Source organism: Streptomyces sp. NPDC087901 (assembly GCF_044742205.1).
Lineage (GTDB): Bacteria > Actinomycetota > Actinomycetes > Streptomycetales > Streptomycetaceae > Streptomyces.
The window spans coordinates 1-13,436 of the sequence record NZ_JBIUUC010000038.1 but is presented as its reverse complement, the minus strand read 5'-3'; the positions used below and the strand labels follow the sequence as shown (position 1 = coordinate 13,436).

Annotated in this window: 17 protein-coding genes and 2 pseudogenes; 8 read left to right on the top strand and 11 right to left on the bottom strand. The window is 67.2% G+C overall.

Features of this window, described 5'->3' with window-relative positions; genetic code table 11:
• Positions 1–188: 188 nt before the first annotated feature.
• From ACIOEW_RS40790 to ACIOEW_RS40760, 7 genes and pseudogenes are all read right to left on the bottom strand, one after another.
• Positions 189–1,550 (bottom strand): SMI1/KNR4 family protein, encoded by a 1,362-nt coding sequence (locus ACIOEW_RS40790; protein WP_401970621.1) that lies wholly within the window; start codon positions 1,548–1,550, stop codon positions 189–191.
• Between the two features lie 651 nt (positions 1,551–2,201).
• Positions 2,202–2,417: pseudogene (locus ACIOEW_RS40785) on the bottom strand (transposase family protein); the annotation flags it as partial.
• A gap of 7 nt (positions 2,418–2,424) precedes the next feature.
• The gene (locus ACIOEW_RS40780) at positions 2,425–2,766 is read right to left on the bottom strand and encodes a hypothetical protein (protein ID WP_401970619.1); all 342 of its coding nucleotides are present in this window, start codon (positions 2,764–2,766) and stop codon (positions 2,425–2,427) included.
• 128 nt (positions 2,767–2,894) lie between these two features.
• Positions 2,895–3,485 (bottom strand): transposase family protein, encoded by a 591-nt coding sequence (locus tag ACIOEW_RS40775; protein WP_401970618.1) that lies wholly within the window; start codon positions 3,483–3,485, stop codon positions 2,895–2,897.
• 110 nt (positions 3,486–3,595) lie between these two features.
• Positions 3,596–3,649 (bottom strand): annotated as a pseudogene (locus ACIOEW_RS40770) (hypothetical protein); the annotation flags it as partial.
• Positions 3,650–3,962: 313 nt separating this feature from the next.
• Positions 3,963–4,163: a DUF397 domain-containing protein gene (locus tag ACIOEW_RS40765; protein WP_401970616.1), complete on the bottom strand. Its 201-nt coding sequence runs from the start codon at positions 4,161–4,163 to the stop codon at positions 3,963–3,965.
• A complete protein-coding gene (locus ACIOEW_RS40760; protein ID WP_401970613.1) occupies positions 4,160–5,062 on the bottom strand; it encodes a helix-turn-helix domain-containing protein in 903 nt (300 codons plus the stop codon). The genes ACIOEW_RS40765 and ACIOEW_RS40760 overlap by 4 nt, the downstream gene beginning before the upstream one ends.
• Here ACIOEW_RS40760 and ACIOEW_RS40755 point away from each other — a divergent pair.
• The 6 genes from ACIOEW_RS40755 to galE all read left to right on the top strand — a co-directional run bounded on the left by ACIOEW_RS40755 (position 4,962) and on the right by galE (position 10,333).
• On the top strand, positions 4,962–5,777 hold the full coding sequence (locus tag ACIOEW_RS40755) for an ATP-binding protein (RefSeq protein ID WP_401970611.1): 816 nt from the start codon (positions 4,962–4,964) through the stop codon (positions 5,775–5,777). The two genes, ACIOEW_RS40760 and ACIOEW_RS40755, sit on opposite strands and share 101 nt — an antisense overlap.
• A gap of 121 nt (positions 5,778–5,898) precedes the next feature.
• Positions 5,899–6,507, top strand: a complete 609-nt coding sequence (locus ACIOEW_RS40750) for a DUF6415 family natural product biosynthesis protein (protein ID WP_401970609.1) — start codon at positions 5,899–5,901, stop codon at positions 6,505–6,507.
• 80 nt (positions 6,508–6,587) lie between these two features.
• The gene (locus ACIOEW_RS40745; RefSeq protein ID WP_401970607.1) at positions 6,588–7,094 is read left to right on the top strand and encodes a hypothetical protein; all 507 of its coding nucleotides are present in this window, start codon (positions 6,588–6,590) and stop codon (positions 7,092–7,094) included.
• 53 nt (positions 7,095–7,147) lie between these two features.
• Positions 7,148–8,365: an NAD-dependent epimerase/dehydratase family protein gene (locus ACIOEW_RS40740; protein WP_401970606.1), complete on the top strand. Its 1,218-nt coding sequence runs from the start codon at positions 7,148–7,150 to the stop codon at positions 8,363–8,365.
• A 1-nt stretch (position 8,366) separates the two neighbouring features.
• A complete protein-coding gene (locus ACIOEW_RS40735) occupies positions 8,367–9,257 on the top strand; it encodes a formylglycine-generating enzyme family protein (protein ID WP_401970603.1) in 891 nt (296 codons plus the stop codon).
• Between the two features lie 77 nt (positions 9,258–9,334).
• On the top strand, positions 9,335–10,333 hold the full coding sequence (gene galE, locus ACIOEW_RS40730; RefSeq protein ID WP_401970601.1) for a UDP-glucose 4-epimerase GalE: 999 nt from the start codon (positions 9,335–9,337) through the stop codon (positions 10,331–10,333).
• A 131-nt stretch (positions 10,334–10,464) separates the two neighbouring features.
• Here galE and ACIOEW_RS40725 read toward each other — a convergent pair whose 3' ends face one another.
• Complete coding sequence (locus tag ACIOEW_RS40725) at positions 10,465–10,599, bottom strand: hypothetical protein (protein ID WP_401970599.1); 135 nt, start codon at positions 10,597–10,599, stop codon at positions 10,465–10,467.
• Between the two features lie 83 nt (positions 10,600–10,682).
• On the opposite strand from ACIOEW_RS40725, the gene ACIOEW_RS40720 reads away from it, so the two are divergent.
• Together ACIOEW_RS40720 and ACIOEW_RS40715 are read left to right on the top strand one after the other, a co-directional pair.
• Positions 10,683–10,946, top strand: coding sequence for a hypothetical protein (locus ACIOEW_RS40720; protein WP_401970597.1), 264 nt, complete (start codon positions 10,683–10,685; stop codon positions 10,944–10,946).
• A 183-nt stretch (positions 10,947–11,129) separates the two neighbouring features.
• Positions 11,130–11,564 carry a hypothetical protein gene (locus tag ACIOEW_RS40715; protein WP_401970595.1) on the top strand — a complete coding sequence of 145 codons (435 nt, stop codon included), beginning with the start codon at positions 11,130–11,132 and terminating at the stop codon, positions 11,562–11,564.
• A gap of 74 nt (positions 11,565–11,638) precedes the next feature.
• Here ACIOEW_RS40715 and ACIOEW_RS40710 read toward each other — a convergent pair whose 3' ends face one another.
• The 3 genes from ACIOEW_RS40710 to ACIOEW_RS40700 all read right to left on the bottom strand — a co-directional run.
• Positions 11,639–11,896 carry a hypothetical protein gene (locus ACIOEW_RS40710; RefSeq protein WP_401970593.1) on the bottom strand — a complete coding sequence of 86 codons (258 nt, stop codon included), beginning with the start codon at positions 11,894–11,896 and terminating at the stop codon, positions 11,639–11,641.
• Positions 11,886–12,116 carry a hypothetical protein gene (locus ACIOEW_RS40705; RefSeq protein WP_401970590.1) on the bottom strand — a complete coding sequence of 77 codons (231 nt, stop codon included), beginning with the start codon at positions 12,114–12,116 and terminating at the stop codon, positions 11,886–11,888. The genes ACIOEW_RS40710 and ACIOEW_RS40705 overlap by 11 nt, the downstream gene beginning before the upstream one ends.
• Before the next feature lie 750 nt (positions 12,117–12,866).
• A partial coding sequence (locus tag ACIOEW_RS40700) for an IS5 family transposase (protein WP_401970589.1) occupies positions 12,867–13,436 on the bottom strand: 570 nt, incomplete at its 5' end.

Genomic DNA, 13,436 nt, shown 5'->3' with positions numbered 1-13,436 from the left:
ATCAGCGCTGCGTGCTCGATGTTGCTCATCGCGGATCGCCAACGGACTGGCCGTGCCGTTTTGAATCCGGCGCTGCGTCGACTTCTCACCGAAGTTGTGACTGAGCGCTGTAGTTGGCCCGTCCAGCCAACTACAGCGCTCAGCTCCCGTGGGGCGTGCACTTACACCGCCTTGTGCGGCCCCGCCGGCTAGGCCGCGGGGCCGAGGTCTCCCGCGAGGAGCGTTTGTACGATCTTGGGCCGGTCCCAGAGGGCCAGGATCTCGTTGGCGAGGGCCACGACGGGCAGGTGGTCCTGGTCCCGCACCTTGATGGCTGCGGCTTTCAGGGTGCGCGGGACAGCTCCGGCGTCCAAGAGGACGCGCCATTCGTGCGCGCCGAGTTCCAGGAACTCCAGTTCGGTGAGCCCAGCGACCTCCAGGGGGTCGGCCAGTGTGCCAGGCATGGCGGTCAGAGTGCGCAGACAGGGCAGTCCCGTGACAGGGGCGAGGCTGAAGGGTGTGCCGTCCCAGGCGCCGATGGTCAGGACTTCCAGGGCGGGATGGGCGGCGGCCTGGATGGTCTCAAGGCATCCGGTACCGACTCTGGCCACGGCGGGAAGCTTGTCTCCGCGGTGGTCACAGCGTTCTTCCCGCATCCGGCCCAGGACGAAATCAGTGAGGGAATCGGCCACGAGCTCGGCACCGATGCTCTGCTCGTGGTCGACCAGGATGACCTGCCCGAAGTATCCGGCGGGGCCGGGGGTCAGGTCGACAGCGAACTCGTCGCCGCCGTTGCTCCCAAAGCCGATCCAGCCAGGGGAGCCGGCCAGGCCCTGCACCGCGGCATCGGACGCGGTGCTGACCGCATGCGTCGCGCCGTGATCCCAGCCGGGGTGACGCACTGCCGCGTCGACGCTGTACAGGTGCTCCAGGCCGGAGAGCTCGCAGCCGACCGCCTCGCCAGCGCGGTCCGCCTCCTCGAAATCGAAGCCGTCGCCCGAGTGCACCCGTGTCACCCGGTACAGCACCTTGAGCTCATCGGACAGCGTGACACCAAGACGCGCTTCGGCGGCAGCGATCTCCTCCTCTGTCGCTCCGACGGCGTCAGGCAACCGCTCGCGCAGCGTCCGCTCCAGCAACTCCGGATCCGCCGATGGTGCCGGCACTGCCCTGGGCACCGGATCGGGACGGCGGAGCCAGGGCTGGGCAAGGGAGCCGTCGGCCAGCACGAGCACCCCCAGGTCCGGGTAGCCGAGAGCCGGTTCCACGACCGAGCTCGGCCAGACCAGGCCGAGCGTGGTCCTACCGTCCGGCTGGGCCTCCGCCCTAAACGCGATCTCCTGGACTCCGCCGCGCGCGAGCGCCCGCTGTATGTCCTCCACCGCGGTCCGCGCTGTCGACGACATGGATCCCCGATACGCAAGGCTCGTACCGTATTGGCTGATGCGCCCTGCGACACGCGCCGACCGGGCGGCACGCCGATCCGTGTCGCCGGCCAGCATGAGCCGCAGAACGAGCTCCCAGGTCGCGAAGTCGGACACCGATGACAAGGGGGGTCTCTGATCAAGCATGCGCAGACCGTACGCGGAGCCAATGACAAGTGGAGGCACCGGGCCGCTGCTCGCAAACACCGCAGGTAAGAGGCGGCCGCTACCCTGCGGACCACCTAGAACGCTCAGCGGGCCACGTAGAACGCTCAGGGGCCAAGTACAGCGCTCAGTCACAGAAGTATGTCGTCGGCCGCGAAACGGGTCCGCGCTTAGGATCGTTCCTGACGAAGTTCCGGACGCAGCCTCCGGTTTGATGTCCCGGCCGGATCATTGGCTATCGCCTCGGCCGACTTCTTCTGAATCCGCTGCGATCCCAGAGGCTTTGCCCCGGGAGTCCGCTCGGAGGGTTGCAGCGCTCGCCGTAACCACTGCTTTCTGACGGACATCCCGTAGGAAAGGCCACCGCCCGGCGTCTGCGCAGGTATGCGAGAAGTGGGCGCTCCCCGCTTCTGCGCGTCCCATCCGTCCGGCAAGCAGAAAGGGGGCGGCCGGACCGTCTCATGCAACACGCGACCAGTTCTCATGCCGGGTAAGGATCCGTTGGACCCGGTTCCTGATTCTGGCATCGACGTCTGGATGCCTCTTCTTAAGGAAGTCGCACATTCCGATAGAAGAGCGTAGTTCGATCAGGGCTGTACGCCCTGCGTCGTCGAACTGCACGATGTGGGCTGGAAGCGGGGCGATCTGCCGCATCGTCAGGTTCGTACGCCAGTACGCCGCAACCAGCAGGGCCCGGTCCTCCAGCGGAAGGCTCCACGGCCGGCCCTTGCCCACCGGGTCGGCGCCCTCCCGCCGCAGCGCTGTCACGAGCTTCCCGAACTGTCGCGGGCTCAGCCCGGCAAACGGACCTATCCAGGACGGCTCCGACGCCGTGATCACACCAGCCACTGCATGATCATTCCACTGCTTCGCGTTCACCCTGCTCGAACGCATTGCGGCAGCGTTCCACCTGGTCAGCCACCTGCTCCATGAACCATTGCATGATCTCGTAGGGGATGACGTGCTCGTCAGGGCTATAGATGCGGACAGTCGGCTCCAGATCAGAGTCCTCGTCGGGGATGAGCGCCACCAGGAGGGCCGGCCCGGGCAGACAGGTCGCCGCGTTGGGCGTCTCAGCCCACGCGGCTGGCGCAAGCACAGCCTCGCTCAGCTCCACAGCCCAGGAGTCGTCGGGCAAGGCGTAGTGGAACTGGGTGGCGTAGTGACGACCTGCATGTTCTCTCAGCTCTGCTGGCATGACGGCAGGCTGCCACAGCACGCGGTCACAAGCCCGGGGATATCGACTGAGGCCCAGCCGCTGGGAAGAAGACGAGCTCGTGCACGGTTAGCGGTGGGACGTCGAAGAGGTCGGTGGGGCCTCGGTGCTCACGTTCGGCAAGTCAGCCGGTCTGCGGTTTGCTGCTGGGACAGCAGCCCGGCGATGGCTTGGACGATGTCGTCCATGTGGTCGCGGCGGCCGAGGTGACGAGCCAGTGCCCGCCAGTTCTTCAGGTGTGCGATGCCGTGTTCGACCCGGATGCGGCGTGAGGAGTGGGCCTTGCGCTGGCGCTCGTGCATCTCCTCGTACCAGTCCGGGGCATTCTTCTTGAATTTGCGGTGCGGAGGCGTCACGACGCGTCCGCCGGTCTGGGCTCCGAGGCCTTGATAGCCGGCGTCGGCAAGGATCTCGACCGCCGGACCGTCAGCCAGGAGCCTGACCAGGCCCAACTCGCGGGCATGGGTGATGTCCGCGCAGCTGCCGGGCTTGGTCGGGCTGCAGAACAGCAACCGCCCGTCCCCGTCGGTGAAGACCATGGCCTTCACGGCGTTCTGCTTGTTCTTGCCGGAGATGAACTTGTCCCGGTCCTGGTGGCCGACGGCCGGCCGGCGGACTCGGATTTCGGTGCCGTCGATGATTCCGGTCTTTCCGGTCTCGCCGAGGTGGTCGACGACCTCGGCCAGGGTTCGCAGCCGCACGTCTGGGCTGATGGCGCATCCTCGCTCGGCAAGCAGGGGCCGTACCTCGCCGATTGCCCGGGTGACGTCGATCGGTCCACTCCGAACCAGCAGGCCAGCACGTCGTGAGTAACCCCGTGGCGAAGGTGCACGAGCGTGGCCAGGAGCCGGTCGACGAAGACCATGCGGTGCTTCGCACCGGCGCCCACCGCACGCTTCCGCGGTCGGGACGCAAGCCTGGACTGGTGTCTCTCATGCCACAACGGGCCCACCTCGGCGACGAGTTCAGCGATCACAACGGCCGACAGGCCCGTGATCCTCCGGTCGCTGATGACCGCTGTGCGCGTCACGTTCCCCAACACACGACCATGATCGACGATCCAGAGGCCGACGTCCCACCGCTAACCGTGCACGAGCTCGTTAGGACGGGAGAGCTTGAGCGCGCTGGGCACCCTCAACTGCCGTGAGGGGGCCCAGCGTCGTCGTACGGTCGTCTGCTCAGAGTGTGGTGTGGTTCAGGAAGGCTGACCATGCTGCGGGCGAGACCTGGAAGTGAGGGATGCTCACGTCCTTCGAGTCGCGGACGAGAACTTCGTGAAAGTCGATCGCGACCTCCACGCACGCGTTTCCGCTGCCTTCGCTGTAGGAGGATTTGAACCAGTGGCGGTTGCGGAGGGCCTTGGCGTTGATGTGGGTCATTTGATCTCTCGCGCTAGGTTGCGAACATAGTCTGCGGTCTCCTCGGGGGGCAGCGCGGAGGCGGTAAGCCTCTCGAATCGCCTGGAGAAGACCCCTACATCGCGAGGCTTGCCTGACATGGCCAGGGCACCCCACGCGTTATCGGCCTGAACCTGTGGGGGCAGTTCGCCCCCCATGTCCAGGATGCTGAAGTCGGTCGTGAAGCGGTATCGCTTTCCGTCCGAGGGCAGGATCTGGATGGTGACGTTGTCGAGCTCCGAGAGCTTGATCAACTCCTCGCACTGTTCCTGCATCACCTCTACGCCTCCGACGATGTGCCGGAGCGCTGGCTCGCCGATGATCGCCACCAGGGTGACGGGGTCGTCCTCTCGGGTGATGAACTGCCGGCGCCGGACCCTGAGCTGGACGGCCTTCTCGACAGACTCGGTCGGAACCTCCAGGACAGGCTGCTGCATGGCGAAGATGGCGCGCGCGAAGGCCTCCGTCTGCAGGCTGCCCCAGGGCAGCAATGGGTGGTAGGCGCGGATTGTCCTCGCTACCTCCTCGATGCCGACGAATTTGGGCATCTGGGCGGGCGTCATGCCGTCTTTGAACTCGGAAATCCACTCCTCGCTCGACGCCTCGCGCTGGATGGCGAGCAGCTCCTCGACGCGGTCGTCCGTGATGCCGTAGCGCTTCAGGAGAGCGATGAGGTGCTTTGCCTGGCGTAGCGAGGACAGGCCGGTTTCGATGCGTTGGAGGGCCGCTTCGGAGAAGTCCATGCCGGCGGCGGCGTCCTCGATCCGTAGGCCGGCTGCGATGCGGAGCTGTCGCAGGTCCTGGCCGAGTGCGATTCTGCGTGCGGTCGGTCGTGGTCGAGCGGCCAACGTGCTTACCTCCCCGGCGAACGCGCACGCCATCTGCGGGCATGCGCTGAGTGTCGCATTCCATGTGCTCGGCGCAACAGGCCATGTGCGAGCTCTGGCACATGCCATCTTAGTCCCCAGGGAGGATTCCGTGGGGATTCTCTTGAATCCTAATTGCCCGGTGGAGCAGCCTAGTTACGCGAAGTTCGCGTGCTCTCAGGAGGCGCGGCTCCGTCTTCTCCGGGTGCCCGCTAGCGGTACCTCCTCCCTCCGACGTGTGGAGAACTGGGCTATGACACTCGCTGCAATCGGCAGGCGAACCTTCCGCGGCAAGCGCCACACCGACGGAAGGCCTGGTGCCGTTCACTCCCGGTCGTTCGAAATGTGCGTCGCGCGAGTGGGCGGACAGCTGACTGATCTCGACCGTCGCCAGCCGATGCGGTTACGGCGCGTTGGCTGTGCCGTCCTTAGTTCGTGGGGCCTGCATCGGTGTCGAGAGGATGCTGCTCTGGTGATCTCAGAGCTCGTCACCAATGCCATCCTCCATGGGCACGGCCCGGTGAGTCTGCGGATGGTTGACCGTCAGTCGATCCTTGAGGTGTCCGTGGGATCCGACGGGCCTGTGCCAGATCTGGCCGTGCGTCTCGCTGGAGACGACGACGAATTCGGCCGTGGCCTCATCCTGGTGCGAGCGGTCGCGGAAGCGTGGGGCGTTCGCGACGGCCGTGTCTGGTGCACTCTCCTCTCCGGCGCCAAAAGGGCACAGTGATGGGCGGCCCGTTGGCGTCGGCTCGGAGGCGTTGAGGGATGCGGATGCGTCCACCAGCATCCTGGAGCGGGTCCGCCTGGGACTGCTGCGGACGCGGTTCCCGGACTCGACGGTCGACGGTATGTGCGACGACCTCAACCGGGTCTTCGACGAGCAGTCCTTTCCTGATGAGGATCAGGTGGACGAACTCACCCTGCGATTGCGCGGCGCACTCATGCGACTGATCGCCGCCGCAGACGTACAGCGATCGGACACGCAGGTGAGCGACGCGATCGTAGTGGCACGCGAACGTCTGAACCAGGTAAGGATCCCTACCAGTCGGGGCCTTCAGCCCAAGGTCGTCCTCGTGCGGCTGGCCAACGCCGTCTCCGATCTGCTCGACGCCCTGAGCACGGGTGGGCTGCTGAAGCTCGTGGAACTACCTGGCGATCCGGTCGTCCCTCCTCCGGAGAACCCCAGTCCTGCTGTCTCTTCCGGATGTGCAGTTCCGATGGGATACCGCCGCGACGGCAGCCCTTCCCCACTCGGTGAATCCCTCCCGGAGAGCGGCTGGAACGCGGCTGGCGATGGGCTCTGCCACCATCCGTTTCGATCGAAGAAGGCCTCAACCGCCGTTTCCGGCAGGCGGCCACGTTCCTCGTGGCCATTGCCTCGATTCATTTCCGCCGCCTCCGTCAGCCCGGTGGACAGCGGCCGTGGCCCTTCCCTCCTGCTCGCGCAGCGCCCTTGACCGCCGTGCCTCGCCCGCTTCGCCCCGTCGGATGAGCGGGGCGCGGCTCCCGCATCCATCCTTGTCAAAGGAGCCAGTCCGTGATCCCATTCCCGCCCCACGCCGCCCACGGGGGTCCGGCGCAGTTCGGTGTCCAGGTCCGGGCCTGGATCGTCAACGAGCACGCCGAAGTGCTTCTGGTGCCCCACGGTGCCGTGGGCATGGCACTTCCCGGAGGACCCGCTGATATCGCGGAGAGCGACCATGGCGCGCTGACCGCTCATGTCCAGGAGCAGGTCGGCCTGTCGGTCCACCCGATCGGGTTGCTCGCAACAGACCGGCTGCTCGACGCGCGGCACACGATCCTGCTCTGTGCCCGCATCAGCAGCGACACGCTCGCCGAGAACGGATCCGGGTCGCACCAGTGGGTGAAGGCCGACACCGCGAAAGACGAGATGCCGCCCCGTATGTACCGGCAGTTCTGCTCCTTGTGGCGGATCTGGCAGGAGCAGCGGGCTGCCGCATTGCACAACGGGCGGCCCACCCGGCTCTCGCCACCCGCACCTCGCGCAGCCCGCGAGCTGCATCACGCGACGGAGTCGCCATGACGTCCCCTGACTACCTGCTGGGGCTGACCGTTCAACAAACAACTGGAGGATCTGTGACGATAAGCGAACACGTACTGGTGACCGGTGGAGCCGGATTCATCGGTACCCACCTGTGCAAGGCATTGCTGGACAGGGGCGCCCGTGTGACTGCGGTCGACAGCCTCGCGGGAGAGCGCTTACCGGCGCTGGCCCGGCTCACGCAGCACGAGCGGTTCGCCTTCCTTGAGCACGACATCACCATCCCCCTCGTCTGGGACACACCGGTGACCGCGGTCATGCACCTCGCCAGCCCCATCGGGCCGGCACTGGTGCGAGACCACCCCGTCCAGACGCTCCTGGCCGGTTCGGCCGGAACCGTGAACGCCCTGGAGATCGCACGTCGCCACAAAGCCCGGATCGTGGTCGTATCCTCGGCCGAGGTCTACGGCGACCCGGAGGTACAGCCGCAGCCCGAGACCTACACCGGAAACGTCGACCCCGCCGGCCCGATGTCCGGCTACCAGGAAGCGAAGCGGTTCCTGGAGGCGATGACGACGGCGTACCGGCGTGAGCATGGAGTCAACACGGGCATCGTTCGGCCATTCAACGTTTACGGCCCCGGCATGCTCACGTCCGACAAACGAGTCGTCGCGGCGTTCGTCGTCACCGCCCTGGCAGGACAGGAGCTGGTGGTGAACGGGCCGGATGCGGTGCGCAGCCTCTGCTACGTCGACGACTTCGTGGCCGGTCTGATCGCCATGATGGATTCCGACATCCCCGGCCCGCTCAACATCGGGGCCCCGGACGGCACGTCGATCGGCGAGCTCGCGAACCTGGTGGTGGCCACGGTCGGCTCCGGCACCGTCAGAATCGGCAAGAGCGCCGCGGTGGGCGGAGCCGCCCGGTGTCCCGACATCACCCAGGCCAGTCAGCTCCTGGGGTGGGTGCCCACCACTTCACTCCAACAAGGGGTCTCGGCAACCGTCGCGGGAATGCGCACCATGATCGAAGCGCAGGCGACCGTGACGTTCGATGTCCCCACCGCCTGGCGGACCCTGATCCCTCAGGGCCAGGTGCTGCAATGCCGCGCCGACTCCATCGGAAGCGCTTTGAGGTGGCTGACCGAGACCTATCCGGTTCTGGCGCCGCGGCTGCTCAGCCCGCAGGGCCAGCTGGTGCCCTGGACGAACGTCTACATCGCCCAGGACAACGTCCGCGACCTTGACGGCCTGCACACCGGACTGAGGGGCGAAGTGACGCTCACCATGCTTCCGGCCATGGCGGGCGGCTGACATGGCCACCATCCTCGCCAAGCACCCCATGATCATGATCCCTGCCGCCACCGTCACCATTGGCGCCCCGGATGAACACCTGGATGCCCTGGCCGGCGAGCAGCACTACGGACGCGCCTGGTTCGAGGACGAGTCGCCCCAGCACCGATTGGCGATTAGCCCGTTCCTTCTGGACCAGTACCCCGTCACCAACGCCGCCTTCTCCCGGTTCGTCACCGCCACCGGGTACCGCACGGCCGCCGAGCTACGTGGATTCGGATCGGTCTACGACTCCGCGTACTGGCAGGAGATGGCCGGGGCCAGTTGGAGTCACCCGGGCGGCCCCGAAGACAGCATCTCGGACCGGCTCGACCATCCCGTCGTCCACGTCGACCACGCTGATGCCACCGCCTACGCCCGTTGGGCCGGTAAACGCCTGCCGACCGAGGCGGAGTGGGAGTACGCAGCACACGGACCCAGCTGGCAGCCCTGGCCCTGGGGAGACAGTTGGGACCCGGCACGGGCGGCCTGTGCCCGCACAGGCCCGGGATCGGACCAGAAGCTGTGGCGGGCCTGGTGGGACGACCACTTCTCACGCAACGGCACCGTCCCCGCGACTGCCACCGTCGGCGACCACTCACCCGCGGGTGACTCACCCTTCGGGATCAGCGACATGGCCGGCAACGTGTCGCAGTGGACGGCCGACCCCTACCGGCTCTATGACGAAACCCGCAGCTACGAGCCGATCTACCACGCCGCAGCAGAACGCTACTGCGCGGTCCGCGGCGGCGGCTGGATGCACCTGCGCCACCAGGTCCGCACCACCGAGCGGTTCGCCGCCGCACCCGACTACTCCAACCACGCCCTCGGCTTCCGCTGCGCCGCCAACCCCGACGCTGCGACCGGCCGCTGAGCAAAAGGCCCCTGTACGCGACTGGCTGAGCGCCGATCGCGTACAGGGGCCGCCCTGCCCACAGCTACGCTCGGCCCATGAAGGTACTCATCACGGGCGGAGCCGGATACATCGGCAGCACGATTGCCTCCGCATGCATCGACGCCGGGATCGACCCCGTCATCCTCGACAACCTCGCCACCGGACGGCGCGAGTTCACCGAGGGGCGCGTCTTCTACGAGGGAGACATCGCCGACGGCCCGCTCGTCGACCGGATCTTCGCCGAACACCGGGACATCGCGGCCGTCGTCCACTGCGCCGCGCTGATCGTGGTCCCGGACTCGGTCGCCGACCCCGTCGGCTACTACCGGAACAACGTGACCGCGAGCCTGGAACTCGTCGGTCACCTCCTGCGCAACGGCTGCCGTCGCATGCTGTTCAGCTCTTCCGCATCTATCTACCGGGCCGGGGCCGACTTCACCGTCGACGAGGGCTCCGCACACGCCCCGCAGAGCCCTTACGCCCGCACCAAGTCCATGTGTGAGGCGATGCTCGCCGATATCGCCGCCGCCCAGCCGCTGCGGGTACTTTCCCTCCGCTACTTCAACCCCATCGGCGCCGACCCCAAGCTCCGCACCGGCCTGCAACTACGCCGTCCGAGTCACGCTCTCGGCATGCTGATCTCCGCACACGAAGCCGGAATCCCATTCAGGATCACAGGCACCGACTGGCCCACACGCGACGGGTCCGGAATCCGCGACTACGTGCACGTCTGGGACCTCGCCGCCGCCCACGTATCCGCCCTGCAGCGCTTCGACAGGCTCTTCACCGAGGGCGCCACGTCCAGGGCAATCAACTTGGGAACCGGCACCGGGACAACGGTCCGCGAACTCGTCGACGCCTTCAACTTGGTCGTGGACACCCCGGTGAAGACCGAGGACATCGGATCCCGGCCCGGTGACGTGGCCGGCGCCTACACACGCAGCGAACTCGCGGCACGCGACCTTGACTGGCAACCACGCCATTCAGTCGCTGAAGGCATCCGCGACTCCCTGCGGTGGGCGCAGGTCCGCGACGACCGGCTACAGCCCGGGTGACGTACCCAGGCTTCCGGGTCCAACCCTGACACCCGGAAACAGCTGGGCGCCCGCGGCACGGACACCCTTCGCAAGCTCGCAGGGCTGTAGCCCTGCCCTGCAGGGAGAGTCCGCCCAGACGCTCGCCGAATTCATGCGGCAGGAGCGTCGTACGTGGACGGCGCAGCGGCATCGATGCGGAACGGGTTCAGGGGCCGGCCGCCGAGCTTGCGGGGCAGGCGCCCGGTGGCGTCAGTGCCCGTGCGCTGACCCAGATGCTGACCCACGCCGGCAAAGCTGCGTGGGCTCTTCCCGGTGAAGTCGCGCCGATTCCGCTCTGGTGGGCGCAGCGTCGCACCAGACTGGTCGCATGACACAGGGACCGAGGGTGTACGGCAGCGAGCATGATGACCCGGCGCCCGGGCCGCAGCCCGGCCGCGACTACCGCGAGCTGACCGGTGGGCCGCTGGACGGGCAGCTGATCGAGGTGACCGGCTGGACGGATGACGAGATCACCACCGGCGCGCACTTGATCACCCCTCACAGCACGTACGGGCCGGGCGGCCGGGCCTCGTACGCGCCGTCCTTCAGTCGCCCTGGCGGCCCGTGGGTATGGGAGGGCGACGTGCCCTGATCGCCTCACCGGGCCATCGATGGCCCGGTGCTGACCCGTCCCCCGTGGCCTGGGAACGGGACCGCGACCGCTGTAGCCGGGGTGCCGTGACCGCATACGTTCATCGGGTTGGTGATCCGTGACGCCAGGAGCCGAGCTTCTACAGTGAGGCGTCACAGTTCAGCAGCGGGGTGGGGAGGATGCATGGCGACGGTCGAGGTTTCCGGGCCGGAGTCGCACTGGGAAGGCGCGCCGGAGCACCAGGGCGGCAAGCGAAACCCAGCATTCCAGGCCAGCATGTGGGAGTACGCGACCAGCTCCTTCCGACTGGTTGCCGGCCTGGCACCGTCTTTAGGCATCCTGGCCGCGCGGCTGCGGTTGACCATCGAACGGGGCTGGGAAGACTTGGGCCCGGTGGACGTGGCGATGTTCCGCATCCAGAAGATCGACTTCGCGCTCAGCCGGCTGGAGGGCAACCCTTGCCCCGATGTTTTCGTCTGGGTCAGCCGCGCTCATTCTGACGTCGAGGCTGCGCTCGACATCCTGCTCGATGCTCTCGGCATCGGCAGAGACGCCGTCACCTTCCGCGACAACGGCGAAGCCGGATTCGTTGACCTGCGGAACGCCGCCCAGCACTGAGCCTGAAGGTCACGCTGTTACACAGCCGGACCACCAAGTGGTCCGGGGCATTGCAATGGGTGCTCTGGAGGCTCCTACGCCTCAACGTACGCGACGATCGTGATCTGTCGAAGGGCCGTGACGTAGTAGATGACGCGGACCCCGTCGACGTCGTCGACGTAGTCGCGCAACAGGGTGTCGGGCACCGGGGCGCCCAGCTCGGGGTTGACGCTGATCGCAACGATCGCGCGGTCCAGGCGGTGCGTCTCGGTCGCCGTCAGCTTCGGCAGCTGACTCAGCGCGGGTTCCACCAGGACGACCTGGGACCTGCGCCGCGCGTGCTCAGGCGACACGGGGCTGCCCACCGGCGAGGCGCTCCAGGTGGGCGTCGCGGGCTTCCTCCCACAGCACGCCCGTCTCCGCGGACGGGTAGCCGTGCGCGGCGATGTCCTCCAACACCGAGGCGAGGACGTCGACCCGCGCGCGCTGGTCGGCCGCGTACGCACGGGCGGAAGCGGCGGCGTGCTCATCGAGGGGCTGGCGGTCGGGCACGAGGGCTGGCTGCTCGCTCATCCTGGGGCTCCTGGCTGTCATCTGGCGTGTGTTACCACGGTAGCGCCGGGCCGGGCGGCCGGGCCCCGGTACGGACGATCCGGGGCCCAGGGGCCGCACGCGGGTTGCGCCTGTCGGTCCGGCGCAGGCCGCGCGTCGCGGACCGGATGTGAAGGCTCTGGAGACTTCAGAAGCTCCGCCATATCGCCAGGTCGACCAACGGTGTGGCCCTGACGTCCGGCCGGCCCTCGCTTCACGTTTCAGGGCCGGCCCTGGATCAGTGAGGTGTCAGTTTCGGCTCTGCCACCAGACCCACAGCACGGCGAATCCTGTCGTGCCAGCCGCGTATCCGACCCCACGAAGTGCGCCGTCAACAACGGTTTGGACGCGGCAGGCGAACCCAGTGCACAGCCGATGCGGACAACCGCCCGATGACATGACGGGTTTCTCCCCAGCCTCCGGGTGAGACCCAGAGCTTTCACTCCTAGACTCCGACACAGGAGCCTCCATCCTCTGAGCAGGGAAACGGTTCCGAAGCGGAGTCGTTCGGCCGCGCCGGCAAGCATCCGGCCGAACGACTCTTCTTCCGTTGACCAGGCCAACTCCTCAGCCAAACTGGTCTGTTCGTAGCCAGCATGCCGTGCCTTTGGAGTTGTCGCTCGGGCCGGGGCCAATGCCGCTTTGGCGGCCGCCATCCGAGCGCAACAGTCGGAGGGCAAACCCATTCATTGGTCTTGCGCTGTGATGTCTGCCTAGGTCCTGTTTCTCGGATCATGTGCGGAGCCAGATCGCGAGGGCTGCGAGTGTGACGGTGCCGAGGTAGATGTAGGCCCGTTTCTCGTAGCGGGTGGCGACGGCGCGGAAGCCTTTGAGGCGGTTGATGGTGCGTTCGACGGTGTTGCGTTTCTTGTAGCGCTCGCCGTCGAAACCGGTGGGGCGACCGCCTCGGGAACCTCGATTCTTGCGGTGTCTCTGCTGGTCGAGACGTTCGGGGATGGTGTGCCGGATTCCGCGTCGTCGCAGGTAGTGGCGGTTCCTCCGGGATGTGTAGGCCTTGTCGGCCAGGACATGGTCGGGCCGCGTGCGAGGTCGTCCGACTCCGGTGCGGGGCACAGAAATCAGCTCCAGCACACGCTCGAGCTGAGGGCCGTCCCCGTAGTGTCCGGGCGTCAGGGCGAGGGCGAGAGGCCGGCATCGCCCTTCGGCTGCGAGATCGATCTTGGTGGTAAAGCCGCCTCGGGACCGTCCCAGGCATTCGCCGATCTGACCACCTCCTCCAGGCGGACGACCAGTTTCCGCAGCACCGGATCGACCCGGTTCGTCCCCCGCCCGGCCCCCCTT

Excerpts from the sequence above, each read along its gene's own strand:
- ACIOEW_RS40790 (WP_401970621.1), bottom strand. The coding sequence starts at position 1,550 with ATGCTTGATCAGAGACCCCCCTTGTCATCGGTGTCCGACTTCGCGACC.
- galE (WP_401970601.1), top strand. The coding sequence starts at position 9,335 with ATGAAGGTACTCATCACGGGCGGAGCCGGATACATCGGCAGCACGATT.
- ACIOEW_RS40780 (WP_401970619.1), bottom strand. The coding sequence starts at position 2,766 with ATGCCAGCAGAGCTGAGAGAACATGCAGGTCGTCACTACGCCACCCAG.
- ACIOEW_RS40750 (WP_401970609.1), top strand. The coding sequence starts at position 5,899 with ATGTGCGACGACCTCAACCGGGTCTTCGACGAGCAGTCCTTTCCTGAT.
- ACIOEW_RS40760 (WP_401970613.1), bottom strand. The coding sequence starts at position 5,062 with ATGGCGTGCGCGTTCGCCGGGGAGGTAAGCACGTTGGCCGCTCGACCA.
- ACIOEW_RS40755 (WP_401970611.1), top strand. The coding sequence starts at position 4,962 with ATGCGGAGCTGTCGCAGGTCCTGGCCGAGTGCGATTCTGCGTGCGGTC.
- ACIOEW_RS40765 (WP_401970616.1), bottom strand. The coding sequence starts at position 4,163 with ATGACCCACATCAACGCCAAGGCCCTCCGCAACCGCCACTGGTTCAAA.
- ACIOEW_RS40720 (WP_401970597.1), top strand. The coding sequence starts at position 10,683 with ATGACACAGGGACCGAGGGTGTACGGCAGCGAGCATGATGACCCGGCG.
- ACIOEW_RS40715 (WP_401970595.1), top strand. The coding sequence starts at position 11,130 with ATGGCGACGGTCGAGGTTTCCGGGCCGGAGTCGCACTGGGAAGGCGCG.
- ACIOEW_RS40735 (WP_401970603.1), top strand. The coding sequence starts at position 8,367 with ATGGCCACCATCCTCGCCAAGCACCCCATGATCATGATCCCTGCCGCC.
- ACIOEW_RS40705 (WP_401970590.1), bottom strand. The coding sequence starts at position 12,116 with ATGAGCGAGCAGCCAGCCCTCGTGCCCGACCGCCAGCCCCTCGATGAG.